The sequence below is a fragment of the Micromonospora sp. D93 genome (assembly GCF_018070365.1).
GTDB classification, from domain to species: domain Bacteria; phylum Actinomycetota; class Actinomycetes; order Mycobacteriales; family Micromonosporaceae; genus Micromonospora; species Micromonospora ureilytica.
The window spans coordinates 34,680-60,528 of record NZ_JAGPXW010000018.1 but is presented as its reverse complement, the minus strand read 5'-3'; the positions used below and the strand labels follow the sequence as shown (position 1 = coordinate 60,528).

The 25,849-nt window shown below is 72.6% G+C and carries 4 protein-coding genes; all 4 read left to right on the top strand.

The genetic code is table 11. The features are described from left to right. Positions 1 to 30 precede the first annotated feature (30 nt). The 4 genes from KBX71_RS20400 to KBX71_RS20385 are packed head-to-tail and all read left to right on the top strand — an operon-like array spanning position 31 to position 25,833. Positions 31 to 4,437 (top strand): non-ribosomal peptide synthetase, encoded by a 4,407-nt coding sequence (locus KBX71_RS20400; RefSeq protein ID WP_210819606.1) that lies wholly within the window; start codon positions 31 to 33, stop codon positions 4,435 to 4,437. Next, positions 4,434 to 14,861, top strand: coding sequence for a non-ribosomal peptide synthetase (locus KBX71_RS20395; protein ID WP_210819605.1), 10,428 nt, complete (start codon positions 4,434 to 4,436; stop codon positions 14,859 to 14,861). The genes KBX71_RS20400 and KBX71_RS20395 overlap by 4 nt, the downstream gene beginning before the upstream one ends. Then, complete coding sequence (locus KBX71_RS20390) at positions 14,858 to 25,627, top strand: non-ribosomal peptide synthetase (protein ID WP_210819604.1); 10,770 nt, start codon at positions 14,858 to 14,860, stop codon at positions 25,625 to 25,627. Before KBX71_RS20395 ends, KBX71_RS20390 begins: the two co-directional genes overlap by 4 nt. Further along, on the top strand, positions 25,624 to 25,833 hold the full coding sequence (locus KBX71_RS20385; RefSeq protein WP_124820737.1) for an MbtH family protein: 210 nt from the start codon (positions 25,624 to 25,626) through the stop codon (positions 25,831 to 25,833). The genes KBX71_RS20390 and KBX71_RS20385 overlap by 4 nt, the downstream gene beginning before the upstream one ends. Positions 25,834 to 25,849 lie beyond the last annotated feature (16 nt).

The following is a 25,849-nucleotide window of genomic DNA, read 5'->3' as shown; positions in this document are numbered from 1 at the left end:
TCAACCGCCCCGGCCCTCAGGAGCGACTGTATGCAGATCATCGGTGGCAGCACCGGCGGCACCGTGGCGGACCGGGAGGCGCACTCCACTGGCGGCCCGCTGACCGTCGCGCCGACCACACTCCCGGACGCCTTCGCGACGATGGCTCGACGCAACCCCGACGCGGTAGCTGTCGTCTTCGAGGACATCGAGGTCAGTTACGCCGAGCTGGACGCCAGGGCCAACCGGCTGGCGCACCTGCTCGTCGCCCGAGGGCTGGGCCCGGATCGGGTGGCCGGGCTCGCCGTGCCGCGCTCGGTCGACATGATCGTGGCGGAGCTGGCCGTGCTGAAGGCCGGGGGCGCCTACCTTCCGCTGGACCCGGCCGACCCGGCCGAGCGGCTCGCCTACCTGGTCGGCGACGCCCGGCCGGTCTGCCTGGTCACCACCTCCGAGGTGGCCGACCGGCTCCCCCGGGTCGACGATGTGCCCCGGCTGCTGCTCGATGCCCCCGAGGTGACTGCAGAGCTGGCGAACGCGTCGGCCGACGACCCCGAACGCCCCGGCCTGCGGGTCGACCACGCCGCCTACGTCATCTACACCTCGGGCTCGACCGGCCGACCCAAGGGAGTGCTGCTCACCCACACCGGCGTGGCCAAGCTGCTCTCCACCCAGTTCGAGCGGTTCGGGCTCACCCCCGACGTCCGGGTCCTGCACTTCGCCTCGCCGAGCTTCGACGTGGCGTTCTGGGATCTCTGCCTGGCCCTGCTCTCCGGTGGGCGGCTGGTCATCGTCCCCGCCGACCGCCGCGTCGCCGGACCGGCGCTCACCGAGTACGCGATCCGGCACCGGGTCAACTTCATGATCCTGCCACCGGCGCTCTTGGCCGCACTGCCCCCGGAGTGTGAACTGCCACCGGGCATCCTGTTGGCCGGCACCGAACGGGTGTCACCGGAACTGGTCGCCCGCTGGGCGCGGGGCCGCCGCATGTTCAACGCGTACGGCCCGACGGAGGCCACCGTCAACTCCACGCTTGGCGAGTGTGACCCGGAGCGGATCGCGGGCTCCTCCGTCCCGATCGGACGCCCCGACCCGGGCACCGACGCCTACGTGCTCGACGACGCGCTGCGGCCGGTCGAGCCCGGTGTGCCCGGCGAGCTCTACCTCGCCGGTCCGGGACTGGCCCGCTGCTACGTCAACCGGCCGGACCTGACCGCCGAGCGGTTCCTCGCCGACCCGTACGGGCCACCCGGCCGACGGATGTACCGCACCGGTGACGTGGCGACCTGGCGTGCCGACGGCCGGCTGGACTTCCTCGGGCGGGTCGACGACCAGGTGAAGGTGCGCGGATACCGCATCGAGCTGGGCGAGATCGAGTCGGTGCTGGCCCGCCACCCGAACGTCGGCCAGGTCACCGTGCTGGCCCGCGAGGACCGCCCGGGTGACGTGCGGCTGGCCGCCTACGTCGTACCGAGCGAGGACGACGCACCGGACGACCGGGCCGACAGTCAGGTCGCCGAGTGGAAGGAGCTGCACGAACTGCTCTACCAGGCCGGCCGGGTCGAGCGCTTCGACGAGAACTTCACCGGATGGAACAGCAGCTTCGACGGCTCGCCCATCCCGTTGGAGCAGATGCGCGAGTGGCGGGACACCACAGTCGACCGGATCCGGTCGCTGCGGCCCCGACGCGTCCTGGAGATCGGCGTCGGCAGCGGGTTGCTGCTGTCGCGACTCGCCCCGGAGTGCGAGAGCTACTGGGGGCTGGACCTCTCCGAGCAGGCCATCGACACGTTACGTGCCGCGGTGACGACGATCCCGGGGCTCGACGAACGGGTCACGCTTCGCGCCCAACCGGCCCACGACCTGACGGGGGTGCCGACCGGCTGGTTCGACACTGTCGTCATCAACTCGGTGGTGCAGTACTTCCCGAGCGCCGACTACCTGACTGGCGTGCTGCGCGCCGCAGCCGAGCGACTCGCCCCCGGCGGTGTGATCTTCGTCGGGGACGTCCGTAACCTGCGCCTGCACCGGATGCTGCACGAGGCGATCCAGGCCAGCCGTGGCGTCGCCCCCGCCGAGTTGGACGCCGCGGTCGAGGCGGCGGTCCGAGCCGAACGCGAGCTACTGCTCGACCCGGACTACTTCGCCGCGCTGCCGAGCGGATCGATCCGGGGCGCCGAGGTGTGGGTCAAGCGGGGCGGCTACGACAACGAGCTGAGCCGTTACCGCTACGACGTCGTGCTGACCACCGCGCCCACGCCCCCGCCCCCAGCCGAGGCGACGTACGCCTGGGCCGGGCGCCTGGACGACGTCCGGGACCAGCTGGCGGTCGGCCCGCAGCGGCTGCGGATCACAGGTGTGCCGAACGCCCGCCTGGGTGGGAAACACGCCCCGTCCGTCGAAGACTTCCACGCGCTGGCCGACGCATCCGGCTACCGGGCCGTGGTGACCTGGGACGGCTCCTCGACCAGCGGCGATCTGGACGTCGTCTTCCAACGCGGCGCCGAGCCCCGCCACGCCTACCGCCCCGGTGGCGTGGTCGCGCACGCCAACACCCTGACCGCGGTCGGCGATCCGACGGCGCTGGTGAAGGCGCTGCGCCTGCACGCCGAATCCTGGCTGCCCAGCTACATGGTGCCGACCGGCTTCGTACTGCTGGACCGACTGCCGGTGCTGACCAGCGGCAAGCTCGACCGGGCCGCGTTGCCAGCACCGGACTACGCCGCCCAGGCCACCGGCACCGCCCCCCGCACGCCACGGGAGAGGGTGCTCTGCGAGCTGTACGCGGACGTCCTCGGCGTCCCCGGCGTCGGCATCGAGGACGACTTCTTCAGCCTGGGCGGGGACAGCATCGTCTCCATCCAGTTCGTGCTGCGCGCCCGCGCGGCGGGGCTGGTCTGCACCTCACGCCAGGTGTTCGAGCTTCGGACGGTGGCCGCGCTGGCCAAGGTCGTCACCGACCTCGACACCGGCACCCAGGACCAGCCCGACGACGGCGTGGGCGACGTCCCGTTCACGCCGATCCTGCGGTGGCTCGACGAGACCGGCGGCCCGATCGACGCGTTCAGCCAGTCGATCGTGCTCGCGACCCCGGCGGGAGCCACAGAGGCTGACCTGGCCGCCGTGCTGAACGCGCTCACCGACAGGCACGACCTGCTGCGTTCACGGCTGATCCGCGCCACCCCCACGACACCGGGCCGGCTGCACGTCGCGCCGCGCGGCACCGGCCGGTCGTGGCTGCGGCGGGCCGAACCCGCAGCGGTGATCGAGGTCGAGGAGCAGGCCGCCGCCGGCCGGCTCGACCCCGAGCAAGGTGTGCTGGCCCAGGCCGTCTGGTTCGACAGGGGGGACTCCGCGCCGGGCCGGCTGTTGCTGGTCATCCACCACAGCATCGTGGACGGCGTCTCGTGGCGGATCCTGCCGGCCGACCTCGCCACCGCCTGGGAGCGGCGGTTGGCTGGTCGTACCCCCGTCCTGGAACGCACCGGCACGTCCTTCCGGCGGTGGGCCACGGAACTCACCGAGGCGGCCCGCCGCCCGGAACGCACAGCGGAACTCCCGCTGTGGCAGCGCATCCTGACCGGCGCGGACCCCGCGTTGACGCGGCGCCCGCTGCGGCCGGTGGACGACCTCGCCACTGTCGCCCGGCACACCGTACGACTGCCCGCCGCGACCACCGAACCGGTGATCACCACGGTCGCCGCCGCCTTCCACGCCGGCATCAACGACGTGCTGCTCACCGCGCTCGCCCTGGCGATGATCGACTGGCGGACCCGGCACGGGAAGGGCACCGAGCGCTCGGTGCTCATCGCGTTGGAGGGGCACGGCCGGGAGGAGCAGATCGTCGCGAACGCCGACCTCACCCCGGGGCTCGGCTGGTTCACCACAGTCTTCCCGGTCCGCCTCGACCCCGGTGACATCGATGTCGCCGACGCGCTGACCGGTGGACCGAGTGCCGGCACCGCGCTGAAGCGGCTCAAGGAGCAACTGCGGGCCATCCCGGACCACGGCATCGGGTACGGGATGCTGCGCTACCTCAATCCGGATACCGAGCCTGAGCTGGCCGGCCGCCCCGCGCCGCAGGTCAGCTTCAACTACCTCGGCCGGTTCACCGCCTCGTCCGGCGACGGCGAGAGCTGGACGCCGGTGGCGGGGCACGGCATCCTGGCCGGCGGGTTCGACCTCGGCATGCCTGTCGCGCCGTACACGTTGGAGATCAACGCGTACGTGCAGGACACCACTGCCGGCCCGGAGTTGGGTGTGACCTGGGCGTACCCGCGTGACCTGCTGGACGACGCGGCGGTCGCCGACCTCGCCGCGGCCTGGTTCGCCGCGCTGGAGGCGCTCGTCGTGCATGCCCGCGGCCCGGCCGCCGGCGGGCTCACCCCGTCCGACCTGACGCTGACGCTCAGCCAGGACGAGATCGACGAGTTCGAGGCCGAATGGGAGCTTTCGTGACCGCGACCGCCACTCCCGGGCATGCCTCCGGGATCGCCGACATCCTGTCGCTGACCCCGCTGCAGGAGGGGCTGCTGTTCCACGCGCACCTCGCCGCGGACGGCCCGGACGTCTACACCGGGCAGTTGACAGTCGCCCTGGACGGGCCACTGGACGCCGAGCGGCTGCGGGCCGCCGGGCAGTCAGTGCTCGACCGTCGGCCCAACCTGCGGGTGGCCTTCCGCCGCCGCAAGAACGGGCAGTCCGTGGCCGTGGTGCCGCGGCACGTGCCACTGCCCTGGTCCGCCCTGACCCTGGCCGAGGACGAACTCCCCGGATTCCTCGACAAGGACCTCGCCACCCGGCTCGACCCGGCGACCGCGCCGCTGCTGCGGATGACACTGGTCCGCCTCGGTCCACACCGGCACCGACTCGTGATCACCCACCACCACCTGCTGCTCGACGGTTGGTCGGTGCCGCTGTTGCTGGACGAGCTGATCGCCCTGTACCGGGGCGACCTGCTGCCGGAGCCCGCCGACTTCCGCGACTACCTCGCCTGGACCGCCGCTCAGGACCGTCCGGCAGCCGAGGCCGCCTGGCGCGAGGCACTGGCCGGGCTGGACGGACCGACAGTGCTCGCCGGGCGTCCCCCGGCCGACGCGGTGGTGCCGGAACGCCTCGTGCGTGACCTCCCGGTCGAACTGACCGCGCGGCTCACCGCACTCGGTCGTGCCCGTGGGCTCACCATGAACACCATCGTCCAGGGTGCCTGGGGGGTTGTGGCCGGGGCGCTGACCGGACGCGACGACGTGGTGGTCGGCGCGACAGTCGCCGGTCGTCCACCGGACCTCCCCGGCGCCGACACCATGATCGGTCTGTTCATCAACACCATTCCGGTACGCATCACCCTGGACCCGGCCGCGCCGGTGGCGACAGTGCTGCGCCGCCTGCAGGACGGGCAGGTGCGGCTGATGGAGCACCAGCACCTCGGGTTGGCCGAGATCCAGCGGCTGGCCGGGCACGGCGAGTTGTTCGACACCCTGACGGTCTTCGAGAACTACCCGCTGGGCGAGTCGCTGCCGGAGCCGGTCGACGGCCTACGCGTGACAGGCGCGGACGTCCGCGACTGCGCGCACTATCCCCTGACACTGACCGCGCGTCCCGGCCACCGGCTGCACCTCGACCTGGAGTACCGCGCCGACCTGATCGACCGGGACGCCGCCGGGACGCTGCTGGACCGGCTGACCCTGGTGCTGACCCGGATCTGCGACGCCCCGGACGCACCCCTCGCCGCTGTCGACGTGCTGACCTCGGTGGAACGGGACCGCGTCCTGCGGGGCTGGAACGACACCGACAGGCCGGTGCCCGACACCACGGTCAGCGCGCTGTTCCACGAGCAGGCGACCCGGACGCCCACGGCTGTCGCTCTCGTCGCGGACGGACGCGAGTGGACCTTCGCCGACGTGGAGCGCTGGGCTGCCGGACTGGCCGGGGCGTTGCGCGAGCGCGGCGTCACACGAACCGATCGGGTCGCGCTCGCGCTGCCACGGGCGCTCACCGTGCCGGCGGTGTTCGGCGTGCTCGACAGCGGCGCGGCGTACCTGCCGATCGACCTGAACCAGCCGACCGCCCGGATCACGGCGATGCTCGACGACGCGGCCCCGGCGGTGCTTGTGGTAGCAGCCGGCGACGACCCGGCCCCGCAGTGGGCCGGCCCTCGACTGGTGGTGGGTTCGGCGGTGCCGGAGGCGACGCCGTTCGTGGGGGCGCCGTCGGCGGACGACGCGGCGTACGTGATTTTCACGTCGGGGTCGACGGGGCGGCCGAAGGGTGTGGTGGTGCCCCATCGGGGGATCGTGAACCTGTTCGGCTCGCATCGTGAGCGGCTGATGGCCGGTCCGCGGCGTCGGGTGGCGCACGTGGCGTCGTTCACGTTTGACGGGTCGTGGGAACCGCTGATCTGGCTGCTCGACGGGCACACCCTGCACGTCATCGACTCCGACGTCTACCACGACGCCGCCGCGCTGGTCGGCCACCTGCGTGAGCAGCGGATCGACGTGCTGGACGTGACGCCCACGTTCCTGCGGGAGTTGGTTCCGGCGGGTGTGGTGGACGCGGGTCTGAGTGTGTTGCTGGTCGGTGGTGAGGCGATCGACGGGCAGTTGTGGCAGCGGGTGTCGGCCACTCCGGGGCTGACCTGCCACGACCTGTACGGGCCGACCGAGGCATCGGTGGACGCCTACGGGTGGGAGGGCCCGGATCGGTCGGCGTATCGACTGACGAACGTGCGCACGTACGTCCTCGACGGCGGGTTGCGGCCGGTACCCCCGGGGGTGCTCGGCGAGGTGTACGTCGCCGGGGCCGGGTTGGCGCACGGGTACCTGAACCGGGCCGGGTTGACCGCTGAGCGGTTCGTGGCCGACCCGTTCGGTCCCGCCGGTGTGCGCATGTACCGCACCGGGGATCTGGCCCGGTTCGACCGGGACGGGGTGTTGGAGTTCGCCGGCCGCGCCGACGGGCAGGTGAAGGTCCGCGGCTACCGGATCGAGGTGGGCGAGATCGAGGCCGCCCTCGGCCAGGCCGCCGTGGTGGTCCGCGACGGCCGGCTGGTCGCGTACGTGGTGGGCGGGCCGGTCGACATGGACCGGCTGCGGGCGACGTTGCCGGATTACATGATCCCGTCGGCGTTCGTCGAGATGGACGCGCTGCCCCGGACGGTGGCCGGGAAGCTCGACGTGGCCGCGTTGCCGGCTCCGGACCTCGCCGGGTCACGCGTGGGTCGCACCGCCCGCAACAGCCGCGAGCAACACCTGTGTGACCTGTTCGCCGAGGTGCTGGGTGTGCCGTCGGTGGGCATCGACGACGACTTCTTCGCGTTGGGCGGTCACTCGCTGCTGGTGATGCGCCTCGCCGGTCGGGTGCGGGCCGTCATGGGTGTGGAGTTGCCGGTCCGAGCGGTGTTCGACGCACCGACGGTGGCGGGTCTGTTGCCGAGGCTGGTCGGATCCAGTCGAGCGCCGCTGGTGGCACGGCCGCGCCCGGACCGGGTGCCGCTGTCGTACGCCCAACAACGGTTGTGGTTCCTCTACCGGCTTGAGGGACCGAACCCGACGTACAACATCCCGATCGCCTGGCGACTGCGGGGCCGTCTCGACACTGACGCGTTGATCGCGGCCGTCGGCGACGTGGTGGCCCGACACGAAACCCTCCGCACCATCTTCAACGACCAGGACGGCGGTGAGCCGTACCAGCGCGTCCTGCCCGCCGAACCGGTCGCGGTGCCGGTGGCGGACATCGCCGAGGCGGACCTCCCCGAACGGCTCACGGAGATCGGGGCGTACGCATTCCGCCTCGACCACGAGCCGCCACTGCGCGCCTGGCTCTTCCGGATCGCACCGGACGAGCATGTGCTGCTCCTGCTGTTGCATCACATCGCCGGCGACGAATGGTCGGACGTGCCGCTGCGCCGGGACATCGTGGCCGCCTACACGGCCCGCTGCGCCGGACTGGCGCCGGCGTTCCCGCCCCTGCCCGTGCAGTACGCCGACTTCGCGCTGTGGCAGCGCGAAGAGTCGAGCGCGCTCACCGCGCAGGTCGACGGATGGCGGGAGGCCCTGGCCGGGCTGCCCGACGAGGTGGACCTGCCGGCCGACCGGCCCCGCCCGGCAGAGGCCAGCCACCGCGGCGACGTTGTCGACTTCACGCTGCCCGCCGAGGTGACCGAACGGCTGCGTGCGCTGGCCCGGTCGACAGGCACCTCCATGTTCATGGTGGTGCAGGCGGCGGTGGCGGTCCTGCTGTCGCGGTTGGGCGCGGGCACTGACGTGCCACTGGGCGCCCCCGTGGCGGGCCGCCCGGACACCGCACTGGACGACCTCGTCGGCTTCTTCGTGAACACACTCGTGCTCCGCACCGACACATCGGGCGACCCGTCGTTCCAGCAACTGCTGGCCCGAGTACGAGAAACCGACCTCGCCGCATTCGACCGGCAGGACGTACCGTTCGAGCACCTGGTCGAAGCACTGAACCCGGTCCGGTCCCTGAGCCGGCACCCCCTGTTCCAGACGATGGTCTCCTACCTCGGCGAGGCCGACGGCGCCTGGCACCTCGGGTCGCTGCGCGTCGAGACCGAGCGGGTGCGCCAGCACGTCGCGATGTTCGACCTGTCGTTCGACTTCTTCGAGACCCGCGGCGGCATACGTGCCGAACTGGAGTACGCCACCGACAGGTACGACAGTTCATCCGCCCAGACCCTGGTCGAGCGGTTGCAGCGGGTCCTCGCCACGGTCGCCGGCGACCCGTCGGCGGTGGTGAGCAGGATCGACGTGCTCGCCCCGGCCGAGCGTTCGCGGCTGCTGGCCGTGGAGGCCGCAGCGCCGATCCCCTCGAACTCCATCGTGGACCTGTTCGTCGCGCAGGCGGCCGCCAGGCCCGACGCGGTGGCCCTGGTCTCCGGCGGACGCTCCTGGACGTTCGCCGAGCTGGACGACTGGTCGTCGCGGCTCGCCGGTGCGCTCGCCGCGTACGCGGGCGGCCTCGTCGCGCTGGCCACGTCCCGCCCGCTCACCGTCCCGGCGATCCTCGGCGTGCTCAAGGCGGGTGCGGCGTACCTGCCGCTCGACGCGTACCAGCCGACCGACCGGATCACTGCGATGCTCGACGACGCCCAGCCGGCGATCCTGGTCACCACCGGGGACACCGACGTGCCCTGGTCGGGCCCTCGACTGGTGGTGGGTTCGGCGGTGCCGGAGGCGACGCCGTTCGTGGGGGCGCCGTCGGCGGAGGATGCGGCGTACGTGATTTTCACGTCGGGGTCGACGGGGCGGCCGAAGGGTGTGGTGGTGCCCCACCGGGGGATCGTGAACCTGTTCGGCTCGCATCGTGAGCGGCTGATGGCCGGTCCGCGGCGTCGGGTGGCGCACGTCGCGTCGTTCACGTTCGACGGGTCGTGGGAGCCGCTGATCTGGCTGCTCGACGGGCACACCCTGCACGTTTTCGATGATGACGAGTACCGCGATCCGGGTGTTGTGGTGTCGCGGTTGAGTGAACAGCACATCGACGTGCTGGACGTGACGCCCACGTTCCTGCGGGAGTTGCTTCCAGCCGGGCTGTTGGACGCGGGTCTGAGCGTCCTGCTGGTCGGTGGTGAGGCGATCGACGGGCAGTTGTGGCAGCGGGTGTGTGCCACACCCGGGCTGACCTGCCACGACCTGTACGGGCCGACCGAGGCATCGGTGGACGCCTACGGATGGCACGGTCCGGACCGGTCGGCGTACCGGTTGGCCAACGTGCGGACCTATCTGCTCGACGCCGCGTTGCAGCCGGTGGCGCCGGGGGTGCTCGGCGAGGTGTACGTCGCCGGCGCCGGGCTGGCACACGGCTACCTGAACCGGGCCGGGCTCACCGCCGAGCGGTTCGTGGCCGACCCCTTCGGTCCCGCCGGCGCGCGGATGTACCGCACCGGGGACCTCGCCCGGTTCAACCGGGACGGAGTGCTGGAGTTCGCCGGCCGCGCCGACGGACAGGTCAAGGTCCGCGGCTACCGGATCGAGGTGGGCGAGATCGAGGCCGCCCTCGGCCAAGCCGCCGTCGTCGTCCGCGACGGCCGACTCGTCGCCTACGTGGTCGGCGGGCCGGTCGACACCGAACGACTACGAGCGACGTTGCCCGACTACATGATCCCTTCAGCGTTCGTCCAGGTCGACGCGCTGCCCCGCACCATCGCCGGCAAACTCGACGTGGCCGCGCTGCCCACCCCGGACTTCTCCCAACTCGTCGGCGGCACAGCCGCCCGCAACAACCGCGAACAACACCTCTGCGACCTGTTCGCCGAGGTGCTGGGCCTGCCATCGGTCGGCATCCAGGACGATTTCTTCGCGTTGGGCGGGCACTCGCTGCTGGTGATGCGTCTCGCCGGTCGGGTGCGGGCCGTCATGGGTGTGGAGTTGCCGGTCCGAGCGGTGTTCGACGCACCGACAGTGGCGGCTCTGCTGCCGAGGTTGGTGGGGGCGAGTCGAGCGCCGCTGGTGGCACGGCCGCGCCCGGACCGGGTGCCACTGTCGTACGCCCAACAACGGCTGTGGTTCCTCTACCGCCTTGAGGGACCGAACCCGACCTACAACATCCCGATCGCCTGGCGACTGCGGGGCCGTCTCGACGCCACTGCGTTGATCGCCGCCGTCGGCGACGTCGTGGCCCGACACGAAACCCTGCGCACCATCTTCCCCGACGTCGACGGGGCTCCCTACCAACACATCCTTCAACCGGACGCCGTCCCGGTCGCGTTCCACGAGGGCGGCGACGTCGACGCCGCCGCCGAACACGCGTTCGCGCTCGATCGGGAGCCGCCGCTGCGGGTCGACGTGTTCCGGATGGCACCGGACGAGCACGTGTTGCTCCTGCTGTTGCACCACATCGCCGGCGACGAGTGGTCCGACGAACCGTTGCGCGCCGACCTCACCGCGGCGTACGAGGCGCGCCGCGCCGGACGCGCGCCCGCGTTCCGACCGCTCCCCGTGCAGTACGCCGACTTCGCCCTCTGGCAGCGCGAGCAGTCCGCGGACCTGACCGAACAGGTGCAGGCGTGGCGGGAGGCCCTGGCCGGGCTGCCCGACGAGGTGGACCTGCCTGCCGACCGTCCCCGCCCCGCCGAGGCCAGCCACCGCGGCGACCTCGTCGACTTCGTCCTGCCCGACGCGGTGGCCCGCGACCTCCGCCACCTGGCCCGATCGACAGGCACCAGCCTCTTCATGGTGGTGCAGGCTGCGGTGGCGGTGTTGCTGTCGCGGTTGGGCGCGGGCACTGACGTGCCGCTGGGCGCGCCCGTGGCGGGCCGCCCGGACGCCGCACTGGACGACCTCGTCGGCTTCTTCGTGAACACACTCGTGCTCCGCACCGACACCTCGGGAGACCCGTCGTTCCAGGAACTGCTGGCCCGGGTACGGGAGACGAACCTCGCCGCGTTCGACAGGCAGGACGTGCCGTTCGAGCACCTGGTCGAAGCGCTGAACCCGGTACGGTCGCTGGGCCGGCACCCCCTGTTCCAGACGATGGTCTCCTACCTGCCCGGTGGGGGTGACACCTGGACGCTCGACGAGCTGACCGGACGGCCCGAACCCGTCGGACACCGTACGGCGATGTTCGACCTCTCCTTCGACTTCGCCGACGCCCCGGACGGCGGCATCGAGGGAAGCCTCGAATTCGCCACCGACCGGTACGACCGCACGACCGCTCACACAGTGGTCGAGCGGTTGCAGCGGGTCCTCGCCACTGTCGCCGCCGACCCGTCGGCGGTGGTCAGCCGAATCGACGTCCTGAGCCCTGACGAACGGGATCGGCTCTTCGACGCGGACGTCAGCGCGACCATCCCGCCGGGGTCCATCGTGGACCTCTTCGAGAAGCAGGCATCGACCACGCCCACGGCCGTGGCGCTGGTCTCCGGTGGCCGGTCCTGGACGTTCGCCGAGTTGGACGGGTGGTCGTCCCGGCTGGCCGGGATACTGGCCGGACGCGACGTGGGCCGAGGGGACCTGGTCGCGCTCGCGGTCCCCCGCCCGCTCACCGTCCCGGCGATCCTCGGCGTACTCAAGGCGGGTGCGGCGTACCTGCCGCTCGACGCGTACCAGCCGACCGACCGGATCGCCGCGATGCTCGACGACGCCGCGCCGACGCTTGTGCTCACCACCGGCGACACGCCCCTAAGGCCCAGCACCGCCCGCCTGCCGCTCGACGACCCCACAGTCTTCGAGGGTCCGATCGGCAGCACCACCCGCCCTCGGGCGGACGACCCCGCATACGTGATTTTCACGTCGGGGTCGACGGGGCGGCCGAAGGGTGTGGTGGTGCCCCATCGGGGGATCGTGAACCTGTTCGGCTCGCATCGTGAGCGGCTGATGACGGGTCCGCGGCGACGGGTTGCGCACGTCGCGTCGTTCACCTTCGACGGGTCGTGGGAACCCTTGATCTGGATGCTCGACGGGCACACCCTGCACGTCCTGGACGACGACGAGTACCGCGACGACGCCGCCCTGGTCGGCTACGTCCGCCGCCACCACCTCGATGTGTTGGACGTGACGCCCACCTATCTGCGGGAGTTGGTTCCGGCGGGTGTGTTGGACGCGGGTCTGAGCGTGCTGCTGGTCGGTGGTGAGGCGATCGACGGGCAGTTGTGGCAGCGGGTCTGTGCCACACCCGGGTTGGCCTGCCATGACCTGTACGGGCCGACCGAGGCATCGGTGGACGCCTACGGGTGGGAGGGTCCGGACCGGTCGGCGTACCGGTTGGCCAACGTGCGGACCTATCTGCTCGACGCCGCGTTGCAGCCGGTGGCGCCGGGGGTGCTCGGCGAGGTGTACGTCGCCGGGGCCGGGCTGGCACACGGCTACCTGAACCGGACCGGGCTCACCGCCGAGCGGTTCGTGGCCGACCCCTTCGGTCCGGCGGGCGCGCGCATGTACCGCACCGGAGATCTCGCCCGGTTCAACCAGGACGGGGTGCTGGAGTTCGCCGGCCGCGCCGACGGACAGGTAAAGATCCGCGGCTACCGGATCGAGGTGGGCGAGATCGAGGCCGCCCTCGGCCAGGCCGCCCTCGGCCAAGCCGCAGTCGTCGTCCGCGACGGCCGACTCGTCGCGTACGTGGTCGGCGGACCAGTCGACACCGACCGACTACGGGCCACGCTGCCCGACTACATGATCCCGTCCGCGTTCGTCGAGGTCGACGCGCTGCCCCGCACCATCGCCGGCAAACTCGACGTGGCCGCGCTGCCCACCCCGGACTTCTCCACGCTGGCCGGCGGCACGGCCGCCCGCAACAACCGCGAACAACACCTGTGCGACCTCTTCGCCGAGGTGCTGAACCTGCCATCGGTCGGCATCGACGACGACTTCTTCGCCCTGGGCGGAGACAGCATCGTCTCGATCCAACTGGTCAGCCGCGCCCGTGCGGCCGGACTCGGCATCAGCCCACGTGACGTTTTCCGGCACAAGACCCCGGCCGGACTCGCCCAGGCCGCCACCGTCGAGGTCGCGGTGACCGAGGACCCCCGCGAGGCGTACGGGAGCGCGCCGCTCACCCCGGTGATGCGCTGGCTCGCCGAGGTGGACGGCCCGACCACCGGATACAGCCAGTCGATGCTGCTGCACGCCCCGGCCGGGCTCACCGCGGCCGGGCTGGCCGAGGTGCTACAGGCGCTTGTGGATCGCCACGACCTGCTGCGCGCCCGGGTGACCGAGGACGGTGTGCGGATCCCCGAGCCCGGCGCGCCTGTCGACGTCGTGCGGGTGGCCTCGTACGACGAAAAGGACCTGCCCGCGATCGCCGCCGCTGCCCGCGACCGGCTCGACCCCGCCCGCGGCGTCATGCTCCAGGCGGTGCTGCTCGAACCCGGGCACGTGCTGCTCGTCGTGCACCACTACGCCGTGGACGGAGTGTCCTGGCGGGTCCTGCTGCCCGACCTCGTTGCCGCCTGGGCGGCCCGGCAGGCGGCAACCCCGATCACCCTCCCGCCCACCGGCACCTCGTTCCGCCGCTGGGCCCGCGAAATCGACGGCCTCTCCCGCGACGCGAAGACCGTGGCGCAACTGCCGTACTGGGCCGAGGTTCTGGCCGGGCCGCGCGCCCCGCTGGGCAGCCGACCCCTCGACCCGACCCGCGACCGCACCGGCACCTGCGACGAGATCACCATCGAACTGCCACCGGAGGAGACCCAGCCGCTGCTCACCACTGTGCCCATCGGGTTCCGCGCCGGCGTCGGCGACGTGCTGCTGACCGGGCTCGCGTTGGCGTTACGCGACTGGGCCGGCGGCGCCGGCTGGCTGGTCATGCTCGAAGGGCACGGCCGCGAGGAGCACCTGGTGGCCGGCGCTGACCTGTCCCGCACGGTCGGCTGGTTCACCAGCGAGTACCCGGTACGACTGGACCTCGGCACGGAGCATCCCGGTGACGCCCTGAAAACGATCAAGGAGCGGTTGCGGGCGGCACCGGACAACGGCGTCGGCTACGGCCTGCTGCGTTACCTCAACCCCGAGACGGCCACCGTGCTCGCCGGGTACGACAAGCCCCTGATCAGCTTCAACTACCTCGGCCGGTTCGCTGCCGGGAACGCCGACGAGGGGCCGTGGGAACCGGCCGGGGAGGGCTGGGGTGGCGGCGCCGACGACGGCATGCCCGCCGACCATCCGCTGGAGATCAACGCGACCACCGAGGACCACGCCGACGGGCCCCGGCTCGCCGCGACCTTCACCTGGCCGCGGGACCTGCTCACCGAGGAGCAGGTCCGCGACCTGGCCGGCCGCTGGCAGGCGGCGCTACGGGCACTCGCCGCCGATCCGGGATCCGGGGGTTACACCCCGTCCGACCTGAGCCTGGTCGAGTTGAGCCAGGCCGACATCGACAGCCTTGAGGCCGAGTTCGCCGACCTCGAGTCCGAGTGGGAGACGCAGTGACAAAGAAGACCGGGCTCGAGGACGTCCTGCCACTGTCGCCGTTGCAGGAAGGGCTGCTCTTCCACGCGCTCTACGACACCGACGCCCCCGACGTCTACACCGTGTCGACAGCGCTGGACCTGACCGGGCAGCTGGACAGCGTCCGGCTTCGCGACGCCGGGCAGGCGCTGCTCGACCGGCACGCCAACCTGCGGGCCGGGTTCCGGCGTACGGCCAAGGGCACCACTGTCGCCGCGATCCCCACCCGGGCACGCCTGCCCTGGGCCGAGTACGACCTCAGCGGCCTGTCCGAGGCCGAACGCGACGCCGAACTCGACCGGCTCAGCGCCGCCGACAGGCAACAACGCTTCGACATGGCCCGGCCGCCGTTGCTGCGGATGACACTGACCCGACTCGGGAACGCGGTACACCGCCTCACCATCACGCACCACCACATCCTGCTCGACGGCTGGTCCGCGCCGCTGCTCGTGCGGGAACTGCTCGACCTGTACGCCAAGCCCGGCTCGTTGCCGCCGGTCACCCCGTACAAGGCGTACCTGGCGTGGCTGGCCCGCTGGGACCGCGACGCGGCCACCGCCGCCTGGCGGCACGCGCTCGCCGGGCTGGACGAACCGACCCGGATGGCACCCGCCGGCACCAGGCCCGAGCCGGTCGTCCCCGGCTCGGTGGAGACCGCGCTGCCCGCCGAGCTGAGCGGCCGGCTCACCGATCTCGCGCGCACCCTCGGCGTCACAGTCAACACTGTGGTGCAGGCGGCCTGGGGTCTGCTGCTGGCCCGGCTCACCGGCCGTGACGACGTGGTCTTCGGCGCCACCGTCTCCGGGCGGCCACCGCAGTTGCCAGGCGTGGAGTCGATGATCGGGCTGTTCATCAACACCGTGCCGGTGCGGGTCCGCATCGACCCGGCCGAGCCGGCCGACGCCCTGCTCGTACGCCTGCAGGACGAGCAGGCCGCGCTGATGGAACACCAGTACCTCGGGCTGGCCGACATCCAACGGCTGGCCGGGCACGGCGAGCTGTTCGACACGCTCACCGTCTTCGAGAGCTACCCCTACGATCCGGACGCCGCCGAGCCGGTGCCCGGACTGCGGGTCACCGAGGCTCAGGACGAGGACGCCACCCACTATCCGCTGGTGCTGGTCGCCGAGCCGGGCCCCCGGATCAACCTGGAGATCCGGCACCGCGCCGACGTCTTCGACGCCGACGCCGCCCGCACCATCCTCGACCGGCTGATCCGCGTCGTCAGCGCGATGGCCGCCGACCCGGCCGCCCCGGTCGGCCGAATCGACATCCTCGACCCGGCCGAGCGCGCTGTCGTCCTCACCGAGTGGAACGGCAGCACGGACGGCATCGTCGCCACGACCTTCCCCCGGCAGTTCGCGAACATGCTCGCGGCGTATCCGGAGAACATCGCAGTGATCTGCGAGGACGTGCAGATCAGCTACGCCGAGCTGGCCGTCCGGTCGGACCGGCTGGCCCGGGCGCTGGCCGCCCGTGGGGTCGGCCCCGGCCAGGTCGTCGCGGTGGCACTCCCCCGCTCGGTCGACCTGGTCACCGCGCTTGTCGGCGTGCTGCGCTGCGGCGCCGCCTACCTCGCGCTCGACCTGGACTACCCGGCCGACCGGCTGCGCTACATGGTGGAGGACGCCGCGCCGGCCTGCGTCATCACCCGCGCCGAGCTGACCGACGCGCTGCCCGACGACGTTCCCGTGGTGGACGTAGCCGCGTCCGGGCCGGACGTGACGCTTGTCGAGCCCGCCGTCTCGGACACCGCGTACGTCATCTACACGTCCGGTTCGACAGGCCAGCCCAAGGGCGTCGTCGTCACCCACGAGGGCGTCGCGAAGCTGCTCGCCACCCAGCAGCGCCGGCTCGGTGTCACGCAGGCCAGTCGGGTGCTGCTCTTCGCGTCGCCCAGCTTCGACCTCGCCTACTGGGAGCTGTGCCAGGCGTTGCTGTCCGGCGGCGCGCTCGTGGTGGTCCCGGCCGAACTGCGCGTTCCCGGCGCGCCGCTCGTCGACTACCTCACCAAGCACGAGGTCACCCAGTTGGCTCTGCCGCCGTCGGTGCTCAGCGCGCTGCCCGCCGACTGCCGACTGCCGCTCGGGGTGTCCATGCTTGTCGGTACCGAGGAGGTGCCCGCCCGGCTGGCCGAGCGGTTCGCCGCCGGCCGGCGCATGTTCAACGCGTACGGGCCCACCGAGACAAGCGTCAACGCGACCCTGTGGGAGTGCGCGCCGGTCTCCACCGGCACCGTGCCGATCGGCTACCCCGATCCCGGGCAGTTGGCGTACGTGCTGGACAGCGGTCTGAACCCGGTCCCGCCCGGGATCGTCGGTGAGCTGTACCTTGGCGGCCTCGGCCTGGCCCGTGGCTACCACAACCGACCCGGTCTGACCGCCGAGCGTTTCCTGCCGGACCCGTTCGCCGCGCCCGGCGCCCGGATGTACCGCACCGGCGACCTGGTGCGCTGGTCCCCCGACGGGGCGTTGGAGTTCGTCGGTCGCGTCGACCACCAGGTCAAGATCCGCGGGTTCCGGGTGGAACTCGGCGAGATCGAGGCAGTCGTCGCCCGCCAGGAGGGCATCCGGCAGGCCGCCGTGGTGCTGCGTACCGACGGTGGCGTCAAGCGGATCGTCGCGTACGTCGTCGGCGGCACCGATCTCGGCCAGCTTCGGGCGGGCATCGCCGCCACGCTGCCCGACTACATGGTCCCCGGCGCGTTCGTCGCCCTGGACGCGCTGCCGGTGTCCGTCAACGGCAAGCTGGATCGGGCCGCTCTACCGGCCCCGGAGTTCGCCGCCGACGGCGGCGGCCGCACACCACGCACTCCCCGCGAGAAGCTGCTCTGCGACGTGTTCGCCGAGGTGCTGGGGGTGCCCACGGTCGGCATCGACGATGACTTCTTCGCCCTCGGCGGGGACAGCATCATGTCGATGCAGTTGGTCGGCCGGGCCCGGGTCGCCGGCCTGGTGATCACGCCACGCCAGGTGTTCCACCACCGCACCCCGGCCCGGCTGGTGGCCGTCGCCGGCACCGTGACCGGCGCCGACGCGGTTCCGTCGAGCCTGTCCCTGGTCACCCTCACCGAGACCGACAGGCGCGAACTGGCCGGCCTCGGCGTCGACGTACGCGAGGTGCTGCCGCTCTCGCCGTTGCAGACCGGCCTGCTGTTCCACAGCCTGCTCGACGACGCCGGCCCGGACGTCTACACCGTCCACATGGTGGTCGACCTGACCGGGCCGATCGACGCCACCCGCCTGCGCGCCGCCGGTCAGGCCCTGCTCGACCGGCAGGCCAGCCTGCGCGCCTCGTTCCACCACCTCACATCCGGCACGGCGGTCAGCGTCGTCCCGGCCACCGCCACCGTGCCGTGGACCGCTGTCGACCTGTCCGAGTTGGACGGCGACGCGAGGGAGGACGCCTGGCAGCGGCTCCTCACCGAGCAGGGCCGCCGCTTCGATCCGACCGTCGCGCCGTTGCTGCGCCTCGCCCTGGCGCGTACCGGCCCGGACTCCCACCGGCTCGTGCTCACCCACCACCACCTGCTGCTCGACGGCTGGTCCCGAGGACCACTGCTGGCCGAGCTGTCCGCCCTGTACCGCGACGGCGACACCGAGCCGGTGACCGGCCGGCCGTTCCGGGACTACCTCGCCTGGCTGGCCGGGCAGGATCGGCGGACCGCCGAGGACGCCTGGGCCGCCGCGCTCGGCGACCTGGCCGAGCCCACCCGTGTCGCGCCCGCCGACGGGCGTCGTGCCGCGCTGGCTCCTGAGGTGGCCGAGGTGGAGTTGCCCGAGGACCGGACGGCGGCGTTGACCGCGAGCGCCCGCGCCCGTGGTCTCACCGTGAACACCATCGTGCAGGCCGCCTGGGCACTGCTGCTGGCCCGGCTCACCGGCCGCGACGACGTGGTCTTCGGCGCCACCGTCTCCGGGCGGCCACCGCAGCTGCCAGGTGTCGAGTCGATGATCGGGCTCTTCATCAACACCGTGCCGGTGCGGGTCCGCATCGACAGGGCCGAGCCCGCCCACGCGCTGCTCGACCGCCTCCAGGACGAGCAGTCCGCGCTGATGGAACACCAGTACCTCAGCCTCAGCGACATCCAGCGCATCGCCGGGCACGGCGAGTTGTTCGACACGCTGCTGGTCTTCGAGAACTACCCGGACGGCGACGCCGACGACGACGGGTTGCCGGTCACCGGCACCGACGGGCACGACGCCACCCACTATCCGCTCACGCTGATCGCCGAGCCCGGCCCGACCCTGCACCTCGCCGTCGAGTACCGGCCCGATCTGTTCGACTCCGCGTACGCCACCCGGCTCGCCACGGCGCTGGTCACCGTCGTGGACGAACTCGTCACCGGGCTGGACGCCCCGGTCGGTCGGGTCGGCCTGCTCGACCGGGCCGGGCGCGCGGCGATCCTCGCCGCCGGGACCGGCGAGATCCGGGAACTGCCCGAGGCGACCCTGCCGGAGCTGGTGGCCGCCCAGGTCGCGGCGACCCCCGACGCGGTGGCGCTCGTCGACCCGGACGGTGTCGAGATGACCTACCGCGAACTGGACGCGCGCACCGAGCGGCTGGCCCGGGTGCTCGCCTCCGTCGGCGCCGGACCGGAGACAGTTGTCGCGCTGGCCCTTCCGCGTTCGGTCGAGCTGGTCGTGGCGATCCTCGCGACCGGGCGGGCCGGTGCCGCGTACCTGCCGCTCGACCTCGACCACCCGGACGCGCGACTGGCGACGATGCTCGCCGACGCGCGGCCCGCCGCAGTGCTCACCGTCGGCGGCACCGCGGCGCGCGTCGCCGGGCTGCCGCACGCGGACGCGCCCATCGTGCTCGACGGACCGCTGGACGACCCGGAGGTCCGACTCAGCCCGCCCGGTCCCCGGCACCCGGCGTACGTCATCTACACCTCCGGCTCCACCGGCGTGCCCAAGGGTGTCGAGATCGAGCACGCTGGCATCGTCAACCGGCTGCGGTGGATGCAGCACGAGTACGGCCTCACGGTGGGCGACCGGGTGCTGCAGAAGACCCCGGCCGGCTTCGACGTCTCGGTCTGGGAGTTCTTCTGGCCGCTGATCACCGGGGCCACCCTCGTCCTCGCGCGGCCGGACGGCCACCGCGACCCGGTCTACCTCGCCGAACTGATCCAGCGGGAACGGGTCAGCACCGTGCACTTCGTGCCGTCGATGCTCGCCGCGTTCCTCGCCGAGCCCCGCGCGGCCGGTTGCACAGCTGTGCGCCGCGTCCTGTGCAGCGGCGAGGCGCTGCCCAGCGTCCTCGCCGATCGGTGCCGGGAACTGCTGTCCGGCGCCGCCCTGCACAACCTGTACGGCCCGACCGAAGCGTCGGTGGACGTGACGGCGTGGCCCGCCGAGCGTGGTACCGGCACGGGCACGGTCCCGATCGGCGCGCCGGTGTGGAACACCCGGGTGACAGTCCTCGACGCCGGGCTGCGCCAGGTGCCGGTGGGGGTGCCGGGTGAGCTCTACCTCGCCGGTGTGCAGTTGGCCCGCGGCTACCGGGGCCGGCCCGACCTGACCGCCGGCCGGTTCGTCGCCGACCCGTACGGTCCGGCCGGCACGCGCATGTATCGCACCGGAGACCAGGTCCGCTGGAGCGCGCCCGGGGTGCTCGAGTTCCTCGGTCGCGGCGACGGCCAGGTGAAGATCCGTGGGCTGCGCGTCGAACTGGGCGAGATCGAGGCCGCGCTCACCGGACAGCCCGACGTGGGTTCGGCAGTGGTGCTGCTGCGCGAGGACCGGCCGGGTGTCGCACACCTGGTCGCGTACCTCACCGTGGCCGGCGACCTGGACGAGGCCGTGTTGCGGGCCCGGCTCGCGGCGCTGCTGCCCGAGCACATGGTGCCGTCCGCGTTCGTCGTCCTCGACGCGTTGCCGGTCTCGGTCAACGGCAAACTGGACCGGGCCGCCCTCCCCGCGCCCGACTTCGCCGGTGCGGGCACCGGCACGGCCGCGCGCAACCCGCGTGAACAGGTGCTCGTCGACCTGTTCGCACAGGTGCTGGCGGTGCCCACTGTGGGTGTCGAGGACGACTTCTTCAGCCTCGGCGGCGACAGCATCATCTCGATCCAGTTGGTCGGCCGGGCCCGCGCCGCCGGTCTGTCGCTGACCCTGCGGCAGGTGTTCCAACTGCGGACGCCTGCCGCGTTGGCCGCCGCCGCCGGGTCGGCGTTCACCGTGACCAGCGGCAGCGGTGCACTGGTCACGCTCACCGACGCCGAGACCGCCGAGATCGCCGGGCAGGGCCTGGACGTGGCCGAGGTGCTGCCGCTCTCACCGCTGCAGACCGGGCTGCTCTTCCACGCCGCGTTCGACGCCGACGGCCTCGACCTCTACACCGTGCAGATGGTCTTCGACCTGCCCGGCAGCGTCGACCCTGCCCGGCTGCGCGCCGCCGGGCAGGCGCTGTTGCAGAGGCACGCCAACCTGCGGACGTCGTTTCACCAACTCGACTCCGGCCGACCGGTCGCCGTGGTGAACCGTGGTGTCACGCTGCCCTGGGCCGAGGCGGATCTGTCCGATCTGGAGGCCGCACGGCAGGAGGAGGCGTGGCAGCGCTGCCTCGCCGAGGAGGGCCGCCGATTCGATCCGGCGGTCGCCCCGCTGCTGCGGATGATGCTGGTACGCACCGGTGACGCGTACCGGCTGATCCTCACCCACCAGCACATGCTGCTCGACGGCTGGTCCCGAGGGCCGCTGATGGACCAGCTCTCCGAGTTGTACGAGGGCGCCGACGGCGGCACCGCTCCGGCGCCGTACCGCGACTTCCTCGCCTGGCTGGTCGGGCAGGACCGGTCCGCCGCCGAGCAGGCGTGGCGTGCCGCGCTGGCCGGGGTCGCCGACGCCACCCGGCTCGTCCCGGCCGACCCGCAACGGGAACCGGCGGTGCCCGAGCTTGTCGAACACGAGCTGGCCGAGGCCGTGACCGCGCGCCTGACCGGCCTGGCCCGTTCCCGGGGGCTGACGCTGAACACGCTGGTCCAGGCCGCCTGGAGCATCGTGCTGGGCCGGCTCACCGGCCGTGACGACGTGGTCTTCGGCGCCACCGTCTCCGGGCGACCGGCGCAGTTGCCAGGCGTGGAGTCGATGATCGGGCTGTTCATCAACACCGTGCCGGTGCGGGTGCGCATCGACCCGGCCGAGCCGGTGGCGGGGCTGCTGGCCCGGCTCCAGGACGAGCAGTCGGCGCTGCTCGATCACCAGTACCTCGGGCTGGCCGACGTCCAGCGCCTGACCGGGGTCGGGGAGCTGTTCGACACGCTGCTGATCGTCGAGAACTACCCGGAGCGGACCGGCGACGGGCCGGAGAGCCTGCTCGCCGCCGTCGACGCGGGTGGGCGGGACGCCACCCACTATCCGCTCACCTGGGTCGTCGACCCGGGGCAGCGGCTGCGGGTGGGCCTGGAGTTCCGTCCCGACCTGTTCGCCCCGCCGGTCGCCCGACGCCTGGTCGGCGCGCTCACCGCCGTCCTGACCGCGTTCACCACCGATCCGGACCGCGCGGTGGGCCGCCTCGACCTGGTGTCGGACGAGGATCGCGCCGGCTGGAACCCGCCACCGCCCGCCGGCGGCGACGACCCGACCGTGGCGGTCCTGTTCGAACGGCAGGTGGCCGAGTCGCCGGACGCGCCAGCAGTCGTCTGCGGCACGGTTCGCCTGACGTTCGCCGAACTCAACGGTCGCGCCAACCGGCTGGCCCGGCTGCTGGCCGCCCGTGGAGTCGGCGCCGAGGACGTGGTCGGACTGGCCCTGCCGCGCACCGCCGACGCGATCACCGCGATCCTCGCGGCGCTCAAGTGCGGTGCCGCCTACCTGCCGCTGGACCCGGCCTACCCACCGGCCCGGATCGCCGCGATGCTCGCCGACGCGCGGCCCGCCCTGCTGGTCACCGCCTCCGGGGTCGGTGTCGCCGTGGACGGGCTCGACCGCGTCCTGGTCGACGACCCGGCGTTGGACACCATCGCCGGGCACGACCTGACCGACGGCGAGCGGGTACGTCCGGCCCTCCCCCAGCACCCGGCGTACGTCATCTACACCTCCGGCTCCACCGGACGCCCCAAGGGCGTGGTGGTGACCCATCGCAACCTGGTCAACCTGTTCCGGAGCCACCGCGCGCAGCTGCACCTGCCCGCCCGCGCCGCCACCGGCCGCCGTCACCTGCGGGTCGGGCACGCCTGGTCGTTCGCGTTCGACGCCTCCTGGCAGCCGCAACTGTGGCTGCTCGACGGGCATGCCCTGCACATCGTCAGCGAGGAACTGCAACGCGACCCGGAGCAGCTCGCCGAGCTGATCCGGGCCGAGGGGATCGACTTCATCGAGCTGACCCCCTCGCACTTCGCGCAACTCGCCGACGCCGGCCTGATCCGCGACGGGCGCTGCCCCCTCGCCGTGGTCGGTGTCGGCGGCGAGGCGGTGCCGCCCGCGCTCTGGCAACGCCTTGGCGGGCTGCCCGGCACCGAGGCGTTCAACCTGTACGGTCCGACCGAGGCGACAGTTGACGCTCTCGCCGCCCGGATCGGCGACACCGTGTCCCCCGTGATCGGCCGGGCCGTCGCGGGCGCCCGCGCGTACGTGCTGGACCGTGCCCTGCGGCACACCCCGACCGGCGTGGCCGGCGAGTTGTACGTCGCCGGCGCCGGCCTGGCGCGTGGTTATCTGGGCCGGCCGGACCAGACCGCCGAGCGTTTCCTCGCCGACCCGTACGGCCCGGCGGGCGAGCGGATGTACCGCACCGGTGACCTGGTGCGGTGGACCGAGGACGGCCGGGTGGAGTACCTCGGCCGGGTCGACGAACAGGTGAAGATCCGCGGCTTCCGGGTGGAGCTGGGTGAGATCGAGTCGGTGCTCGCCGCGCAGCCCGGCGTCGCCGAGGCCGTGGTGATCGCCCGGGAGGACCGCCCCGGCGTACGCCTCCTGGCCGGCTACGTGGTCGGTGCCGGCGGCCTCGACCTGGCCGCGCTGCGTGCCGCTGTCGCCGTCGAGCTACCCGACTACATGGTGCCGTCCGCCCTGGTCCGCCTCGACCGGTTGCCCACCCTGGCCAACGGCAAGCTGAACCGAGCCGTGCTGCCCGCGCCCGAACTCGGCGCGACGGGTGCCGGCCGGGCACCCCGCACGGAGCGGGAACGGGTCCTGGGCGAGGTGGTCGCGGCCGTGCTGGGTCTGCCCTCGGTGGATGTCGAGGCGGACTTCTTCACGTTGGGCGGCGACAGCATCGTCGCGATGCAGCTCGTCGGTCGGGCCCGTGCGGCCGGCCTGCGGCTCACCCCCCGGCAGGTCTTCGCGGAGCGTACGGTGGCCGGGCTGGCAGTTGTCGCGACAGTGCTCGACCGGACCGGTGGCCGGGTCGACGACGGGGTCGGGTCGTTCCCGCTGACCCCGGTCATGCGGTGGCTGCGCGAGGTGGACGGCCCGATCGACGGGTTCAACCAGTCCGCTGTCGTGCAGGTCCCGGCGGGCCTCGGTTGGGAGCCGTTGCTGGCCGCGTTGCAGGCCGTCGCCGACCGGCACGACCTGCTGCGGGCCCGGCTGGACCGCACTGGGGACTGGTCGGTGACCGTGCCGCCGCCGGGCTCGTCGCGGGCCGCCGACTGGACCGTACGCGTCGACGTGAGCGGCCTCGACGATCGTGGCCTGTGGGACGCGGTCGTCGAGCAGGCGACCGTCGCGCAGGCCGGACTCGACCCGGACAACGGGGCGATGATCCGGGCCGCCTGGCTCGACGCCGGCCCGCACCGGCCGGGCCGCCTGCTGCTGCTGGTCCACCACCTGGTCGTGGACGGTGTCTCGTGGCGGGTGCTGCTGCCCGAGATCGGCGCGGCCTGGCGGGACGCGGTCGCCGGTCGTGCACCGCTCACCGCCGCGACAGGCACGTCGTTCCGCCGCTGGGCGACCGGCCTCGCCGAGCGGGCGTTGGATCCGGCACGGGTGGCGGAACTGCCGAGGTGGGCGCAGATCGTGCGGCGGGGCGACCCGTTGCCGGTACGCCGCCCGCTCGATGCCGCGGTCGACGTGGCCGGCACCCTGCGCGACATCACAGTGACCCTGCCCACCGACATGAGCGAGGCCCTGCTCACCCGCGTTCCGGCGGGGCTCGGCGCCGGTGTCAACGACGTCCTGCTGGGCGCGTTGGGTGTGGCCGTCACCCGGTGGCGGGCCGCGCAGGGCGACGAAGGCGACGCGGTGCTCGTCGCGCTGGAGGGCCACGGGCGGGAGGAGCACCTGGTGGACGGGGCGGATCTGTCCGGCGCCGTCGGCTGGTTCACCAACATCTTCCCGGTCTGCCTGGACACCGCCGGGATCGATGTGTCGGTCGGCGGTGCGGCGGTGGCCGAGGCGGTGGCGCGGGTCCGCGAGGACCTGGCCCAGTTGCCGGACAACGGCATGGGCTACGGCATGCTCCGCTACCTCAACCCGGTGACCGCGCCCACCCTGGCCGCGTTGCCACATCCGCCGATCCAGTTCAACTACATGGGACGGTTCGACTTCCCGGAAGCCGCCGACTGGGAGTTCGCCCCCGAGGCGGAGGCCGCCGAGAACGGCGCCGACGACGCCATGCCCGAGACGTACGAACTGGTGCTGAACGCCCAGACCGAGGACCGCGCGACCGGCCCGCAACTGGTTGCCACCTGGAGCTGGCCGGACGGCGTGTTCCCCGAGGGATCGGTGGACGATCTCGCCCACCTCTGGTTCGACGCACTGCAAACCCTGGTAACGCACACCCGCACGAGGAGTATCCGATGAGCACGAACCCGTTCGACAACGCCGATGGCACGTTCCTGGTGCTGGTCAACGGCGAGAACCAGCACAGCCTGTGGCCGGTCTTCGCCGAGGTGCCGGCGGGCTGGCGGGCCGTGCACGGCCCGGCCGGTCGGCAGGACTGCGTCGACTACGTCAACGCGAACTGGACCGACATGCGTCCGCAGAGCCTGATCGACGCCGACCGCTGACCGGCGGCCCGGACCA

Coding starts and splice junctions, on each gene's coding strand:
- KBX71_RS20400 (WP_210819606.1), top strand. CDS start 31: ATGCAGATCATCGGTGGCAGCACCGGCGGCACCGTGGCGGACCGGGAG.
- KBX71_RS20385 (WP_124820737.1), top strand. CDS start 25,624: ATGAGCACGAACCCGTTCGACAACGCCGATGGCACGTTCCTGGTGCTG.